11 protein-coding genes and 1 pseudogene are annotated in these 15,095 nt (G+C 67.8%); all 12 read left to right on the forward strand.

Going from position 1 to position 15,095, the window contains the following annotated elements:
• Window positions 1-54: 54 nt before the first annotated feature.
• Complete coding sequence (gene coaD, locus C556_RS0118225; protein WP_018749684.1) at window positions 55-555, forward strand: pantetheine-phosphate adenylyltransferase; 501 nt, start codon at window positions 55-57, stop codon at window positions 553-555.
• Between the two features lie 259 nt (window positions 556-814).
• On the forward strand, window positions 815-1,759 hold the full coding sequence (locus C556_RS0118230) for a class I SAM-dependent methyltransferase (protein ID WP_018749685.1): 945 nt from the start codon (window positions 815-817) through the stop codon (window positions 1,757-1,759).
• Window positions 1,760-1,775: 16 nt separating this feature from the next.
• Complete coding sequence (locus C556_RS21145; protein ID WP_018749686.1) at window positions 1,776-3,206, forward strand: exonuclease domain-containing protein; 1,431 nt, start codon at window positions 1,776-1,778, stop codon at window positions 3,204-3,206.
• 392 nt (window positions 3,207-3,598) lie between these two features.
• The gene (kdpF, locus tag C556_RS23305; protein WP_018749688.1) at window positions 3,599-3,688 is read left to right on the forward strand and encodes a K(+)-transporting ATPase subunit F; all 90 of its coding nucleotides are present in this window, start codon (window positions 3,599-3,601) and stop codon (window positions 3,686-3,688) included.
• The gene (kdpA, locus tag C556_RS0118250; RefSeq protein WP_018749689.1) at window positions 3,688-5,493 is read left to right on the forward strand and encodes a potassium-transporting ATPase subunit KdpA; all 1,806 of its coding nucleotides are present in this window, start codon (window positions 3,688-3,690) and stop codon (window positions 5,491-5,493) included. Before kdpF ends, kdpA begins: the two co-directional genes overlap by 1 nt.
• A gap of 10 nt (window positions 5,494-5,503) precedes the next feature.
• Window positions 5,504-7,561 (forward strand): potassium-transporting ATPase subunit KdpB, encoded by a 2,058-nt coding sequence (kdpB, locus tag C556_RS0118255; RefSeq protein WP_026263204.1) that lies wholly within the window; start codon window positions 5,504-5,506, stop codon window positions 7,559-7,561.
• 231 nt (window positions 7,562-7,792) lie between these two features.
• The gene (gene kdpC / locus C556_RS0118260; protein ID WP_018749691.1) at window positions 7,793-8,362 is read left to right on the forward strand and encodes a potassium-transporting ATPase subunit KdpC; all 570 of its coding nucleotides are present in this window, start codon (window positions 7,793-7,795) and stop codon (window positions 8,360-8,362) included.
• Window positions 8,363-8,574: 212 nt separating this feature from the next.
• Window positions 8,575-9,399: a GNAT family N-acetyltransferase gene (locus C556_RS0118265; RefSeq protein ID WP_018749692.1), complete on the forward strand. Its 825-nt coding sequence runs from the start codon at window positions 8,575-8,577 to the stop codon at window positions 9,397-9,399.
• Between the two features lie 256 nt (window positions 9,400-9,655).
• The gene (locus tag C556_RS0118270; RefSeq protein ID WP_211214753.1) at window positions 9,656-10,675 is read left to right on the forward strand and encodes an N-acetyltransferase; all 1,020 of its coding nucleotides are present in this window, start codon (window positions 9,656-9,658) and stop codon (window positions 10,673-10,675) included.
• Between the two features lie 88 nt (window positions 10,676-10,763).
• Window positions 10,764-13,427 (forward strand): DUF4118 domain-containing protein, encoded by a 2,664-nt coding sequence (locus C556_RS0118275; RefSeq protein ID WP_018749694.1) that lies wholly within the window; start codon window positions 10,764-10,766, stop codon window positions 13,425-13,427.
• Window positions 13,420-14,133 carry a two-component system response regulator KdpE gene (kdpE, locus tag C556_RS0118280; RefSeq protein WP_018749695.1) on the forward strand — a complete coding sequence of 238 codons (714 nt, stop codon included), beginning with the start codon at window positions 13,420-13,422 and terminating at the stop codon, window positions 14,131-14,133. The genes C556_RS0118275 and kdpE overlap by 8 nt, the downstream gene beginning before the upstream one ends.
• 277 nt (window positions 14,134-14,410) lie before the next feature.
• Window positions 14,411-15,095 (forward strand): annotated as a pseudogene (locus tag C556_RS23980) (transposase); the annotation flags it as partial.

The raw sequence follows: 15,095 nt of genomic DNA on the forward strand, positions 1-15,095 counted from the left end.
ATTAATGTCCACCGATGGTATAGTGGCGGCTCGTTTCAACGATGAGGGTTCAGCATGCGGCGCGGCGTGTATGCGGGCAGCTTCGATCCGGTCACCAATGGCCACCTGTGGATGATCGAGCACGGCACCCGCCTGTTCGACGAAATGATCGTGGCCATCGGCGAGAACCCCGATAAGCGCTACACCTTCAGCGTCGAGGAGCGGGTGGCGATGTTGCGCGAGACCACCGCGCACCTGACCAACCTGCGGGTCGAGATTTTCGAGAACCGTTTCCTGGTGGACTACGCCCGCGAGGAGAACGCCGACTACATCCTGCGCGGCATCCGCGAAGCGGCCGACTACGAATTCGAGCGCAAGATGCGCTATGTGAACGCCGACCTGGCGCCGCATATCGACACCGTGTTCCTGATGCCGCCGCGCGAGATCGCCGAGATCAGCTCGACCATGGTCAAGGGCCTGGTCGGCCCGGGCAACTGGGAAAGCGTGGTCTGCCAGTACGTGCCGCAGCCGGTGTTCGAACGCCTGCTGGCGTGGCGGCAGACCCAACGCAGATAGCCTGCGTGAACCGGCGGTCGAAGCGCAGCAAGCCCCCGGCCAGGCCGGGCGCGCGCCGCTCGTGGTGCGCGGGCAACTGCTCCTTCCTGTCTGGTTCCCACACCCCCCGCTCTCGCCCCGACGAGGGAGCCTTGCTTTGCTCGGGACGCCCTATTTTGCTTTGTTGATCGATCGCTCAGGTCGGTCCATCACCGGTTTTTGCAGTGACCACGGGCACGCCGCCATTGGCGGGGCAGCCCTTCATCTTTTCAGGTAAGTCATGTCCGAGATCGCCAGCTATACCAACCGCCTTGCCAAGAACGCCAAGCACTGGGGCAAGTGGGCCCGCCGCCAGGGGCTGTCGTGCTACCGCATCTACGACCGCGACGTGCCCGAATACCCGGTGATCGTCGATTGGTACGACGGCCATGTCCACTTGCAGGAATACGACACCGGCTGGGTGCAGACCGACGAGGCGCACGAGGAATGGCTGGCCGAGATCTGGGAAGCCACCGCGCACGCGCTCGGCGTGCCGGAGGAACAGGTCTCGGTGAAGACGCGCCGCCGCCAGGAGGGCGACACCCAGTACGAAAAGACCGGCCGCGCCGGCGAGGATCTGGTGGTCGAGGAATTCGGCCTCAAGTTCGTCGTCAACCTGGATACCTACCTCGATACCGGCCTGTTCCTCGACCATCGCAACACCCGCCAGCGGGTGCGTGGCGAGGTGAAGGGCAAGCGCTTCCTCAACCTGTTCTGCTACACCGGCGCCTTCACCGTCTACGCCGCGGCGGGCGGCGCGCGTGAAACCATGTCGGTCGATCTGTCCAACACCTACCTCGACTGGGCCGCGCGCAACCTGGCGCTCAACGGCTTCGCCGACGGCCTGCACCGTCGGGTGCGCCAGGACGTGTTCCAGTTTCTGACCGAGGCGCTGGACGACGGCGCGCAGTACGACGTGATCGTGCTCGACCCGCCGTCGTTCTCCAATTCCAAGAAGATGCAGGGCGTGCTCGACGTGCAGAAGGATCACCGCTGGCTGGTCGAAGCCTGCCTGGAGATCCTCTCGCCCGGCGGCGTGCTGTATTTCTCCAACAACCTGCGCAGCTTCAAGCTGGACCCGGCGCTGGCGCCGCTGTGCGAAGACCTTTCGGCGCAATCGGTGCCGGAGGATTTCCGCAACAAGCGCATCCACCAGTGCTTCCGCTTCGTCAAGGCCGCGGCCTGAGGGGCGCGAGCGTTACATGGAAGGCTGGCGCTACCCCGAACCGATGGTGCTGGTGGACCTGGAAACCACCGGCGCCAACCCGCTGCGCGACCGGGTCACCGAGATCGGCCTGATCGAGATCGACGCCGACGGTCTGCGCCGCTGGAGCACGCTGGTCGATCCCGGCGTACCGATTCCCGAGTTCATCCAGCGCCTGACCGGCATCGACGACGCCATGGTTGCCGGCGCGCCGCGCTTTGCCGAGGTGGCCGACGAAGTGGCGCAACGCCTGCGCGGGCGCCTGTTCGTCGCCCATAACGCGCGCTTCGACTACGGTTTCCTCAAGAACGAATTCAAGCGACTGGGCCTGCCGTTCCACGCCACCGTGCTGTGCACGGTCAAGCTGTCGCGCCGGCTGTATCCGCAGCACTTCAAGCACAACCTGGACAGCCTGGTCGAGCGCCATGGCCTGTCCGTCGAAGGCGAGCGCCACCGCGCGCTGACCGATGCCGAACTGCTGTGGCAATTCCTCGGCGCCGCGACGCGCGACCATCCCACCGCCGAGGTCGAGGCCGCCATCGCCGAGCTGACCCGCCAGCCCGCGTTGCCGCCGGGGCTGGACCCGGCCGCGCTGGACGACCTGCCGGAGCTGCCCGGCGCCTACGTGTTCCGCGGCGAGGACGCCACGCCGTTGTACGTCGGGCGCAACGCCAACCTGCGCAAAGGCGTGCTGGCGCACTTCGGCGCTCGCGCCAAATCGCTGCCGTGGCTGGCCGCGATCCGTGGCCTGGAATGGCACGAGGCGCCGGGCGACCTGGGCGCGCGCCTGCTGGAGCTGCGCCTGCTCAAGAACCTGGCGCCGCTGCACAACGCGCGCGGCAAGCCGGCCCGCGAACTGTGTGCCTGGCAACTGGTCGAGCACGACGGCCTGCTGGTGCCGGAGCGGGTGGACGTGGCGCGGCTCGACTTCACCCGTACCGAGCGCGACCGCGTGTTCGGGCCGTTCCGCAGCCGGCGCGACGCCAACAAGCTGCTGGACAAGTTGGCCGAGCCGTTCCGCCTGTGCCGCCGGGTGCTGGGGCTGGAGCCCGCGCCCAAGTCGGGGCAGCCCGGTTGCGCCGACTGCGGTGGCCGCTGCAAGGGCGTGTGCGTCGGCCGCGAGAGCGCGGCGCAGCACAACGCCCGCCTGCTGTCGGCGCTGGCCAGGAGCGCCTTCGCCCCATGGCCGTTCCCCGGCCCGATCGGCCTGCCCGAAGGCCCGGAATGGGCCAGCCGCCTGCACGTGATCGACCGCTGGGTCTACCTCGGCACCGTCGCCGATCCCGCCGAACTGCCGGCCTTGCTCCAGACCCCGCGCCCCGCGTTCGACATCGACTTCTACCAGCTGCTGCAACAGGAACTGCGCCAACGCGGCGAGCAGGTGGTGGTGCTGGCGACGTCAACGTCAACGTCAACTTCCAAATCTTGAAACACAGAGAACACGGAGAACACAGAGCGACACGGAGAAGGCCAAACCGATAAATCCGGCCCGTTCCTGCGTTCGGGTTGGTTTTCTCTGTGTTCTCTGTGTTCTCTGTGCTCTCCGTGTTCTCTGTGTTCCCAGATTTGAATTGGCAGTTTGCCTTGCCAGTTTGAACTGGCCTTCCCCAGCAGTTTTTATCTTTCCTTTACATCCTGCCTTCCGCCTTTTACCGCGTCTTTATGCCCTGCCCGCCACCATGCAGAGCGTGGGGGCGGCGTGATGCCGCGTCCCGTACACGGGAGCAAAAAGATGGATGCGATCTACCTGGGCCTGGTGGTGCTGTGTTTCGCCGCCACGGCCGGATTGCTGGCCGGCGTGGCCCGGCTGGGAGGCCAGCGATGACCTGGCTCTACGCGGTGGCGGGCGCGAGCGCCGCGCTGCTGTTCGTCTACCTGATCTATGCGCTGTTGCGCGCGGAGCGTTTCTGATGACCACGAACGCCTACGCACAACTCGCGCTTTATCTGGCGCTGCTGGGCCTGCTGGCCTGGCCGCTCGGGCGTTACCTGGCCGACGTGATGGCCGGGCGCTCGCGCGTCGTCACCGGCCCGCTGGGCGCGGTGGAGCGCTGCGGCTACCGGCTGGCCGGCGTCGATCCGGCGCACGAAATGGACTGGAAGCGCTACGCGCTGGCGCTGCTGCTGTTCAACCTGCTCGGCGCGCTGTTCGTCTACGCGCTGCAACGCCTGCAAGGCTGGCTGCCGCTCAACCCGCAGGGCTTCGGCGCGGTGTCGCCCGATTCCGCCTTCAACACCGCCATCTCCTTCGTCGCCAACACCAACTGGCAGGGCTACGCCGGCGAAAGCACCATGAGCCACCTGACGCAGATGCTGGCGCTGGCGGTGCAGAACTTCCTGTCCGCGGCCACCGGCATCGCCGTGGTGTTCGCGCTGATCCGCGGATTGGCGCGGCACGGCGCCGCCACCGTCGGCAACTTCTGGGTCGACCTCACCCGCGCCACGCTCTACGTGCTGCTGCCGTTGTCGCTGTTGCTGGCGGTGGTGCTGGTGGGGCAGGGCGTGGTGCAGAACTTCCAGGCCGACCGCCAGGCGCAGACCGTCACCACGGTGCAGTACCAGCGACCGTTGCTCGACGCCGCCGGCAACCCGGTGCGCGACGCCGCCGGCCAGCCGCGCACCGAAACCGTCACGACTCGGGCGCAGACGCTGCCGCAAGGCCCGGTCGCCTCGCAGGAGGCGATCAAGATGCTGGGCACCAATGGCGGCGGTTTCTTCAACGCCAACTCGGCGCATCCCTACGAGAACCCGACACCGCTGTCCAACCTGTTGCAGATGCTGGCGATCCTGTTGATCCCCGCCGCGTTGTGCTTTGCCTTCGGTCGCGAGGTCGGCGACATCCGCCAGGGCTGGGCGGTGCTGGCGGCGATGACGCTGCTGTTCGTGGTGTTCGCACTGGCGGCGATCTGGGCCGAGCAGCAGGGCAACCCCGGCTGGCGCGCGCTGGGCGTGGATCAGGCGGCGGGCGCCTGGCAGGCCGGCGGCAACATGGAGGGCAAGGAGACCCGCTTCGGCATCGTGGCCTCCGCCCTGTTCGCCACCGTGACCACCGCCGCGTCGTGCGGCGCGGTGAACGCCATGCACGACTCGTTCACCGCCCTGGGCGGGCTGGTGCCGATGTGGCTGATGCAGCTGGGCGAAGTGGTGTTCGGCGGCGTCGGCTCCGGGCTGTACGGCATGCTGGTGTTCGCGCTGCTGGCGGTGTTCATCGCCGGGCTGATGATCGGCCGCACCCCGGAATACCTGGGCAAGAAGATCGAAGCCTTCGACATGAAGATGGTGGCGCTGGTGATCCTGGCCACGCCCACCCTGGTGCTGGCCGGTACCGCGCTGGCGCTGCTGGTCGAGCCGGGCCGCGCCGGCATCCTCAACCCCGGTGGACACGGTTTCTCCGAGGTGCTGTACGCGCTGTCCAGCGCCGCCAACAACAACGGCTCGGCCTTCGCCGGCCTGTCGGCCAACACCCCCTTCTACAACGTACTGCTCGGCCTGGCGATGTGGTTCGGTCGCTTCGCCGTGATCGTGCCGGTGCTGGCCATCGCCGGCTCGCTGGCCGCCAAGCCGCGCCTGGCCGTCACCGCCGGCACCCTGCCCACCCACGGCCCGCTGTTCGTGCTGCTGCTGATCGGCGCGGTGGTGCTGGTGGGCGCGCTGACCTATGTGCCGGCGCTGGCCTTGGGGCCGGTGGCGGAACACCTGGCCCTGTGGGCCCGCTGAGGGACGGATCATGACAAACAGACAATTATCGATGTTCGACCCCGCGCTGCTGCGTCCGGCGCTGCTGGACAGCGTGCGCAAGCTGTCGCCGCGCGTGCAGTGGCGCAATCCGGTGATGTTCGTGGTCTACCTGGGCAGCATCCTGGTGACGCTGCTGTGGCTGGCGGCGCTGGCGGGCCATGCCGAGGCGCCGGCCGGCTTCATCCTCGGCGTGGCGCTATGGCTGTGGTTCACCGTGCTGTTCGCCAACTTTGCCGAGGCGCTGGCCGAAGGGCGCGGCAAGGCGCAGGCCGCCAGCCTGCGCGCCGCCAAGCAGCAGGTGCTGGCCAAGAAGCTGGGCGCGCCGCGGCGCAACGCCGGCTACCAACTGCTGGAGAGCACCGCCCTGCGCGCCGGCGACGCGGTGCTGGTCGAAGCCGGCGACGTGATCCCCGGCGACGGCGAGGTGCTGGAGGGCGTGGCGTCGGTGGACGAATCGGCCATCACCGGCGAATCGGCGCCGGTGATCCGCGAATCGGGCGGCGATTTCAGCGCCGTCACCGGCGGTACCCGCGTGTTGTCGGACTGGATCGTGGTGCGCATCACCGCCAACCCCGGCGAGGCCTTCCTCGACCGCATGATCGCCATGGTCGAGGGCGCCAGGCGGCAGAAGACGCCCAACGAGATCGCGCTGACCATCCTGCTGGTGGCGCTGACGCTGGTGTTCCTGCTGGTGGTGGTCACCCTGCTGCCGTTCTCGCTGTTCGCGGTGGACGTCTCCGGCGCCGGCGCGCCGGTGGGCATCACCGCACTGGTGGCGCTGCTGGTGTGCCTGATCCCGACCACCATCGGCGGCCTGCTCAGCGCCATCGGCGTTGCCGGCATGAGCCGCCTGATGCGGGTGAACGTGATCGCCACCTCCGGCCGCGCGGTCGAGGCCGCGGGCGACGTGGACGTGCTGCTGCTGGACAAGACCGGCACCATCACCCTGGGCAACCGCCAGGCCACGGCCTTCCTGCCTGCGCCGGGGGTGAGCGAGGCCGAGCTGGCCGACGCCGCGCAATTCGCCTCGCTGGCCGACGAAACCCCGGAGGGGCGCAGCATCGTGGTGCTGGCCAAGCAGCGTTTCAACCTGCGCCAGCGCGCGCTGGGCGAGCACGGCGTCGGCTTTGTGCCGTTCACCGCGCAGACGCGCATGAGCGGGGTGGATTGCGACGGCCGCGTGATCCGCAAGGGCGCGGCGGACGCGCTGCGCCAGCACATCGGCGCACTGGGCGGGCATTTTCCGGCCGAGGTGACCCGCAGCGTCGAGGACGTCGCCCGGCGTGGCGCCACCCCGCTGGTGGTGGCCGACGGCGCGCGGGTGCTGGGCGTGGTGGAGCTGAAGGACATCGTCAAGGGCGGCATCAAGGAACGCTTCGCCGACCTGCGGGCCATGGGCATCAAGACGGTGATGATCACCGGCGACAACCGCCTGACCGCCGCCGCCATCGCCGCCGAGGCCGGGGTGGACGACTTCCTGGCCGAAGCCACGCCCGAGGCCAAGCTGGCGCTGATCCGGTCCACCCAGGCGGAAGGCCGGCTGGTGGCGATGACGGGGGACGGCACCAACGACGCGCCGGCGCTGGCGCAGGCCGACGTGGCGGTGGCGATGAACACCGGCACCCAGGCCGCCAAGGAGGCCGGCAACATGGTCGACCTGGACAGCAACCCGACCAAGCTGATCGAGATCGTCGAGATCGGCAAGCAGTTGCTGATGACGCGCGGCGCGCTGACCACCTTCAGCGTCGCCAACGATCTGGCCAAGTACTTCGCCATCCTGCCCGCCGTGTTCGTCGCCACCTACCCGCAACTGGCCGCACTCGACGTGATGCGGCTGGGCAGCCCGCAGAGCGCCATCCTCAGCGCCGTGATCTTCAACGCCCTGGTGATCGTGTTCCTGATTCCGCTGGCGCTGCGCGGCGTGCGCTACCGCGCCGTGGGCGCCGCCCGGCTGCTGCGCGACAACCTGCTGATCTACGGCCTGGGCGGCCTGATCGCCCCGTTCGCGGGCATCAAGCTGATCGACATGACGCTCAATCTGCTGTGAGCGGGAAGGCGAACCCCACACCTTGAACCACAGAGAACACAGAGAACACGGAGAAAACCAGGAAGAACCTGAGGAAACCCTTGGGAAATCGATGAGATCCGCGGTGCTTTCAATTTCTTCCTCGCGGCAAATTGTCGTCCGCCTTCCTCCCGTTTGTCCTCCGTGTTCTCTGTGTTCTCTGTGGTTCAAGACTTGGGGTTTGCCCGTCAACCAAACCAAAGGAGCAAAACCATGAAACTGATTCGTCCCGCGCTGGTGTTGTTCGCCGCGCTCACGCTGGTCACCGGCGTGGCCTATCCGCTGGCCGTCACCGTGGTCGGGCAGGCGTTGTTCCCCGCGCAGGCCGACGGCAGCCTGATCGTGCGCGACGGCGAGCTGGTCGGCTCGCGCCTGATCGGCCAGTCGTTCACCGACCCGCGTTACTTCTGGGGGCGGCCTTCCGCCACCGGCCCGATGCCGTACAACGGTGGCGCTTCCGGCGGTTCCAACCTGGGGCCCGCCAATCCGGCGTTGAAGCAGGCGGTCGAGGACCGCATCGCCGCACTGCGCGCCGCCGATCCCGGCAATGCGCGGCCGGTGCCGGTGGAACTGGTCACCGCCTCCGGCAGCGGGCTGGACCCTCACATCAGCCCCGCCGCCGCGCAATGGCAGGCCGACCGCGTCGCGCGCTTGCGCGGCTTGTCGCCGGCACGGGTGCGGGCGCTGATCGCCGCCCACACCGAAGGCCGGCAGTGGGGCTGGCTGGGCGAGCCGCGGGTCAATGTGCTGGCGCTGAACCTGGCGCTGGATGCCGCGCGGTGATCGGCTTTTTGCCCGGCTTGGCGAACAGCATCATTCTGGTGCGTGGAACTGCCCGGTGCGGAACTCGGCACGCTCCGCGACGGTCTGCACCGCTTCCTCGCCGGGGCTTCACCCGGCGACAGGCGCCTGTTCCGGATCCCGGCACCGCCCACAAAGCGGTCGCGAAAGGAGCCCGGAGCAGGCGCTTGCAGGCCCGCTTGCCGAGACCTCCCATGTTCTTTGAAATCGATCGCAGCCGATACGGCGCCGTCCTCGCCTTGCTGGACGGCCGTCATCCCCATGAAATGCCGCTCCAGGGCGTACTGGCCGGGCCGCATCGCGGCCACGTCCACGTCGACAACCCCACCAACCCCAGCGTCGCCGTGGTTTCCGCCACCGGCATCGGCGCCTACTTCCTGGGCGATGCCCACCACTCGCGGCTGCGCCAGCACCTGGACGATTTCGTCGAGCACACGCTCAAGCCGCGCGACCAGGCCGAGATCGGCGCCGAATGCTTTATCGGCATCGCGCTGCACGAAGCCTGGTATCCCACGCTGGAGGCCGCCTTCGCCCCGCGCGAGCCGGAGTGGGGCCATTACCGGCTGTTCCGCTTCGAACCCGGCCGCCTGCCGCTGCAACCGCGCCTGCCCATCCTGCCCGACGGCTGTCGCCCGTTGCGCATCGACCGCGCCATGCTCTGCCACCCCGACAACGCCGCGCTGCGCCGGGACCTGCTCGAATTCTGGCCGGACTGCGCCACCTTCCTCGCCCACGGCATCGGCTACGCCATCTGCCACGGCGCCCATGCCGTCAGCGCCTGCTTCTCGTGCTACGCCGTCGGCCGCCACCACGAACTGGCGGTGCGCACCTACCTGCCCCAACTGCGCCGCCGCGGCCTGGCCACCCACGTCGCCCTGTCGTGCGTGCTCCAGGCCCGCAACACCCGCTGCATCCCGCACTGGTCCACCGAAGACGACAACCACGCCTCGCTACGGCTGGCGGAACGCTGTGGCTTCGTGTTCGAGCGGCGGGTGCGGTATTGCGAGTTTGATTACTAGGCGGATGCGCCGTGCGGGCTAAAGAGGCCAACTGTGGATATCGGGAGATAACGGTCGGTTTGGCTTGGATCAACGGATGATCATTTGGGTACATCCGTGCATGGAAGTCGATTGACTGTCTGGCGACGGTTGTTGTTTATTGCGTCGTAGGAAAATATTGCGTCGTAGGAAAATGCTCATCCCCACTTTACAGAATGGGAATAAGCAGCATGCAGGCCCCGCTATATGAATGACGCCTGCAAGTAAAAATATGGGAATGCCTGAAGAGGAAGTGGCGATGACTCACAACCCAAACAGCACCGATCAGCATTCGTTGTTCAGGCAGGCCAGCGATCCGGATACGAGCGTCCAGGTGCTGGCCCGGCTGGCGGGGGCGGAGGACGAAGTCATCCGTGCCGCGGTGGCCTTCAACGCGGCGACGCCGAAGCCGGTGCTCGACGCCCTGTTGGCCGACCCGAGCGAATATGTCAGGGATTGCGTCACCAAGCGGATATTGCAGACCGTCTCTGCCTTGCGGGTCCATCCCACTGCCATCGTGTCGAATGAAGCCCGGATCGGTGAGAATGTCGTCATCGGCGCCTATACCATCGTGCGCGGGAATGTATCGATCGGCGACGGCACCGTCATCGAATCGCATTGCGAAATCGGACATCCGGCCCACACCGCCCTGGACGAGCCGCTATTGCACATTGGCAGAAACAGTTTCATCCGTTCGCACAGCATCTTTTACGAAGGATCCACATTCGGCGATAACCTGGTGACCGGGCATCGCGTCACAGTCAGGGAAAAGACCAAGGCCGGGCGCAACATGCAAATCGGCACTTTGAGCGATATACAAGGCCATTGCGAAATCGGCGATTTCGTCAGGCTTCATAGCAATGTCCATATCGGCCAGCATGCCCGGATCAAGGACTACGTCTGGATATTCCCCTATGTGGTATTGACCAATGATCCGCATCCGCCCAGCAATGTGATGTTGTCCGTCACGCTGGAGAATTACGTCGCGGTCGCCACCATGTCCGTCGTGCTGCCGGGCGTCACCGTCAAGGAAGGCGCGCTGGTCGGCGCGCACAGCGCCGTCGCCAGGGACGTGGAGCCCGATACGGTGGTGGCGGGCTCCCCCGCGAAATACATCTGCGACACCAGCAATATCCTGCTCAAGGATGGGTCCGGCCGGAGTGCCTACCCCTGGCGCAGACATTTTCATCGCGGCTATCTGCCGGACACGGTCGCGAAATGGATGGCGGAGTTCGCGGGGCGGCCCGGGCTGAATTGATCCGGCCGTGGCTTTGGCGGCGGGGCATTGGTTTTTGGGGCCAGCCTGCGTAGCCTTGGCCCCACGTTTCCGTCCCCTGTCGCACTCCATGACCACCCATCGCCCCGACCCCGACCAACTGCTCGCCGACCTGCGTCGCGAGGAACACCAGGCCGCCCGCGGGCGGCTGAAGATCTTCTTCGGGGCCTGTGCCGGGGTGGGCAAGACCTACGCCATGCTGGAGGCCGCGCAGGCACGGCAGCGCGAGGGCGTGGCGGTGCTGCTGGGCGTGGTGGAGACGCATGGCCGCACCGAGACGGCGGCGCTGCTGGCGGGGTTGCCGGTGTTGCCGCCGGCGCAGGTGGCGTATCGCGGGCACACGCTGGCCGAGTTCGACCTGGACGCGGCGCTGGCGCGGGCGCCGCAACTGGTGGTGGTGGACGAGTACGCGCACACCAACGCGCCGGGCAGCCGCCATGCCAAGCGCTGGCAGGATGTCGAGGAACTGCTCGCCGCCGGCATCGACGTCTACACCTCGCTCAACGTGCAGCACCTGGAAAGCCTGAACGACGTGGTCGGGCGCATCACCGGCATCGTGGTCCGCGAAACGGTGCCGGATCGCGTGTTCGACGCGGCCACCGAGGTCACGCTGGTTGATCTGCCGCCGGACGAACTGCTGGCGCGGCTGGCCGACGGCAAGGTCTACCTGGGCGCGCAGGCCGAGCGCGCGGCGCAGCATTTCTTCCGCAAGGGCAACCTGCTGGCGCTGCGCGAGCTGGCGTTGCGCCGGGTGGCGGATCGGGTGGATGCGCAGATGCGCGCCTATCGCGCCGACCAGGCGATCCGCCCGGTGTGGCACGCCCGCGAACGGCTGATGGCCTGCATCGGCCCCGGCGGCGGCGCGGACCAACTGCTGCGCAGCACGGCGCGGCTGGCCGCCAGCCTGCACGCCGACTGGCTGGCGGTCTATGTGGAAACGCCGCGCGAGCAGCGCCGGCCCGACCGGATGACCAGGGCGCTGGCCTTGGCGCAGGAGCTGGGCGCCGAAACCTGCGTGCTGGCCGGCGCCGACGCGGCGGCCACGCTGCTGGCGTATGCCGAGAGCCGCAATGTCTCCAAGCTGGTGCTGGGCCGCTCGCCCGCGACGGGCTGGCGGCGCTGGCTGCGGCCCGGGCTGGCGGATCGGCTGGCGCGGCGCACCCGCGACATCGACCTCTACGTGGTGGCGCATCCCGACGGCGAGGCGCCTCAGCCCGCCGGCAATGCCCTGGCCGGCTTCTATGGCGACACCGAGGCGCCACGGCGCGCCGCGCGCGGCTACCCGGCGGCGGTGCTGGCGTGCGCGGCGGTCACCGGCATCGCCGCGCTGCTGCACCAGATGTTCGACCCCGCCAACGTGGTCATGCTCTACCTGCTGGCGGTGATCGGCGTGGCGCTGCGCTACGGGCGCGGGCCGGGCGCGGCGGTCTCGCTGCTGGCGGTGCTGTCGTTCGATTTCTTCTTCGTGCCGCCGCGCCTGTCGCTGAGCGTGTCGGATACCCAATACCTGCTCACCTTCGCCGTGATGCTGGCGGTGGCGCTGGTGGTGGGCCAGCTCACCGCGCGGCTGCGCTTCGAGGCCACCGTGGCCACCCAGCGCGAGCGACGCACCCGCGCGCTGTTCGACCTGTCGCACGAGCTGGCCGGCGCGCTGACCACCGAGCAGATCGTCGAGACCGCCACCCGGCACCTGTCGGCAGTGTTCGGCGCACGAGTGGCGTTGCTGTTGCCGGACAGCGCCGACCGCGTGCGCGCCGCCGCCGACGGCATGCCGGTCGACGCGGCGGTGGGGCAGTGGGTGTACGAGCATGCCGAGCCCGCCGGACGCGGTACCCGCACGCTGCCGGCGGCGGACGCGCTCTACCTGCCACTGGTGGCGCCGATGCGCACCCGCGGCGTGGCGGCGCTGGCCGCCGACGAGCCGGCGCTGGCGTTGCCGGAGCAGCGGCGGCTGCTCGACACCTGTGCCAGCCAGATCGCACTGGCGCTGGAGCGGGTGCATTACGTCGAGGTGGCGCGCGACGCCATCGTCGCCATGGAGGGCGAGCGCCTGCGCAACAGCGTGCTGTCCAGCGTGTCGCACGACCTGCGCACGCCGCTCACCTCGCTCACCGGTCTGGCCAGCCTGCTGGCCGAGCGCGAACTGCCGCCGACGCAGGCGCGCGAGCTGGCCGCCAGCATCCGCGACGAGACGCTGCGCCTGTCGCAACAGGTGACCAACCTGCTGGAGATGGCGCGGCTGGAGGCCGGCGTGCAGCTCAACCCGTCGTGGCAGCCGATCGACGAAGTGATCGGCGCCGCCCTGCGCAGCGCGGCGCCGCGCCTGGCCGGACATCGGGTGCGCACCGCGCTGGATGCCGGCCTGCCGATCCTGCGTTTCGACGGCGTGCTGATCGAGCGGGTGCTGGTCAACCTGCTGGAGAACGCCGCCAAATATGCCCCGGCCGGCGGCGAGATCGTGATCGCCGCCCGCGTGGCCGACGGCGCGCTGGCGGTGGCCGTGAGCGACGACGGACCCGGCCTGCCGCCCGGCCCGGCGGCGCGGCTGTTCGACAAGTTCACCCGCGGCGACGCCGAATCGGCCGTCCCCGGCGTCGGGCTGGGGCTGGCGATCTGCAAGGCCATCGTCGAGGCCCACGGCGGTATCATCCAGGCCGCCGACCGCGCGCCGCGCGGCGCGACCTTCACCTTCACCCTGCCCATCGAGGCCGCACCGAGCCTGCCCCATGAATGAGCTGCCCATCACCGTCGTGGTCATCGAGGACGACACGCAGATCCGCCGCTTCCTGCGGGTGACGCTGGAGGGCGAGGGCATGGCGGTGCACGAGGCCGACACCGCGCGCCAGGGCCTGATCGACGTCGGTAGCCGCAAGCCCGACCTGGTGATCGTCGACCTGGGCCTGCCGGACCTGGACGGCGTCGAGCTGATCCGCAAGCTGCGCGCCTGGGCCACGCTGCCGATCCTGGTGATCTCCGCGCGCAGCCAGGAAGCGGAGAAAGTGGCCGCGCTCGACGCCGGCGCCGACGACTACCTGACCAAGCCGTTCGGCATCCCCGAATGCCTGGCGCGCATCCGCGCACTGCTGCGGCGCCACGCCGGCAACGCCGCCGGCCCGGCGCAACGCTTCGGCTTCGGCGACGTGAGCGTGGACCTGGCCGCGCGCCAGGTGACCAAGGCCGGCCAGCCGGTGCACCTCACCCCCATCGAGTTCCGCCTGCTGGCCACCCTGATCCGCCACGCCGACAAGGTGCTCACCCAGCGCGACCTGCTGCGCGAAGTGTGGGGGCCGTCGCACACCGAAAGCAGCCAGTACCTGCGGGTCTACATGGGCCACCTGCGGCAGAAGCTGGAAGACAACCCCGCCGACCCGCGCCATATCCTGACTGAGACGGGGGTGGGGTATCGGCTGGTGGGTGGGAATGGCAGCTTTATGCGGTGATGCTATCAGGGCAATTTCTGTTTCTGCATGCGGAAATCAGCGCTCACTCGAGCATAGCGAATAGGGCTGTCATGGCCCCTTGTAAAGATTGGTTGTAATGCCCCACATCGGCCAGAGCATAAATATTGCCCTGAGGATTGCACTGTTTGAGCCGACTTTTCGAGCTATCCATTTGTTGGGTTTCTGGTCAGCGTCGATGACCTCCTCCCAAAAAACCGTAGCGTTCAAAAGTAGAGATTTCTGGCAAATTTGAGCCCATCCGGGCAGGAGATTTGTCATGAAAAAATCGAAGTTCACCGAAGAGCAGATCGCATTTGCGCTGCGCCAGGCCGAGTCGGGCACGACGGTGGTAGAGGTCTGCCGCAAGATGGGTGTATCGGAAGCGACCTTCTACAACTGGAAGAAGAAATACGGTGGTCTGGGCGTGTCCGAACTACGCCGTTTGAAGCAGCTGGAAGAAGAAAACGCCCGGCTCAAGCGCATTGTGGCCGACCTGAGTCTGGACAAGCAGATGCTGCAGGAGGTCATCCAAAAAAAGCTGTGAAGCCGGCTCGCAAACGCGAGCTGGCGAATTTTCTGATCAGCGCTTACCGCGTCAGCATTCGTCGCGCCACGGCGGTGATGCAGTTGCGCCAAGCCACCTACTTTTATCGGCCACGGCCCCGAGATGATCGCGCCGAGCGCCAGCGGATCCGGGAGATTGCCGCCACGCGCATCCGCTACGGGGCCCGGCGCATTCACGTGCTGCTACGGCGCGAGGGCTGGCTGATCAATCACAAGAAGACCTACCGGATTTACTGCGAGGAAGGGCTGAATCTGCGGCGCAAGCGGCCAAGACGGCGTGTGGCTGCAGCACACCGGCAGGAGCGGCCGGCGATCTCCAGTTTGAACGACTGCTGGAGCATGGATTTCGTCGCTGATCAGCTGTTCAACGGCCAGAAAATCCGGGCGTTAACTGTGGT

The organism is Chitiniphilus shinanonensis DSM 23277 (assembly GCF_000374805.1).
Taxonomy (GTDB): Bacteria; Pseudomonadota; Gammaproteobacteria; order Burkholderiales; family Chitinibacteraceae; genus Chitiniphilus; species Chitiniphilus shinanonensis.

Excerpts from the sequence above, each read along its gene's own strand:
- kdpB (WP_026263204.1), top strand. The coding sequence starts at position 5,504 with ATGACAAACAGACAATTATCGATGTTCGACCCCGCGCTGCTGCGTCCG.
- C556_RS0118265 (WP_018749692.1), top strand. The coding sequence starts at position 8,575 with ATGTTCTTTGAAATCGATCGCAGCCGATACGGCGCCGTCCTCGCCTTG.
- kdpA (WP_018749689.1), top strand. The coding sequence starts at position 3,688 with ATGACCACGAACGCCTACGCACAACTCGCGCTTTATCTGGCGCTGCTG.
- kdpE (WP_018749695.1), top strand. The coding sequence starts at position 13,420 with ATGAATGAGCTGCCCATCACCGTCGTGGTCATCGAGGACGACACGCAG.
- C556_RS0118230 (WP_018749685.1), top strand. The coding sequence starts at position 815 with ATGTCCGAGATCGCCAGCTATACCAACCGCCTTGCCAAGAACGCCAAG.
- C556_RS0118275 (WP_018749694.1), top strand. The coding sequence starts at position 10,764 with ATGACCACCCATCGCCCCGACCCCGACCAACTGCTCGCCGACCTGCGT.
- C556_RS0118270 (WP_211214753.1), top strand. The coding sequence starts at position 9,656 with ATGCCTGAAGAGGAAGTGGCGATGACTCACAACCCAAACAGCACCGAT.
- coaD (WP_018749684.1), top strand. The coding sequence starts at position 55 with ATGCGGCGCGGCGTGTATGCGGGCAGCTTCGATCCGGTCACCAATGGC.
- kdpF (WP_018749688.1), top strand. The coding sequence starts at position 3,599 with ATGACCTGGCTCTACGCGGTGGCGGGCGCGAGCGCCGCGCTGCTGTTC.
- C556_RS21145 (WP_018749686.1), top strand. The coding sequence starts at position 1,776 with ATGGAAGGCTGGCGCTACCCCGAACCGATGGTGCTGGTGGACCTGGAA.
- kdpC (WP_018749691.1), top strand. The coding sequence starts at position 7,793 with ATGAAACTGATTCGTCCCGCGCTGGTGTTGTTCGCCGCGCTCACGCTG.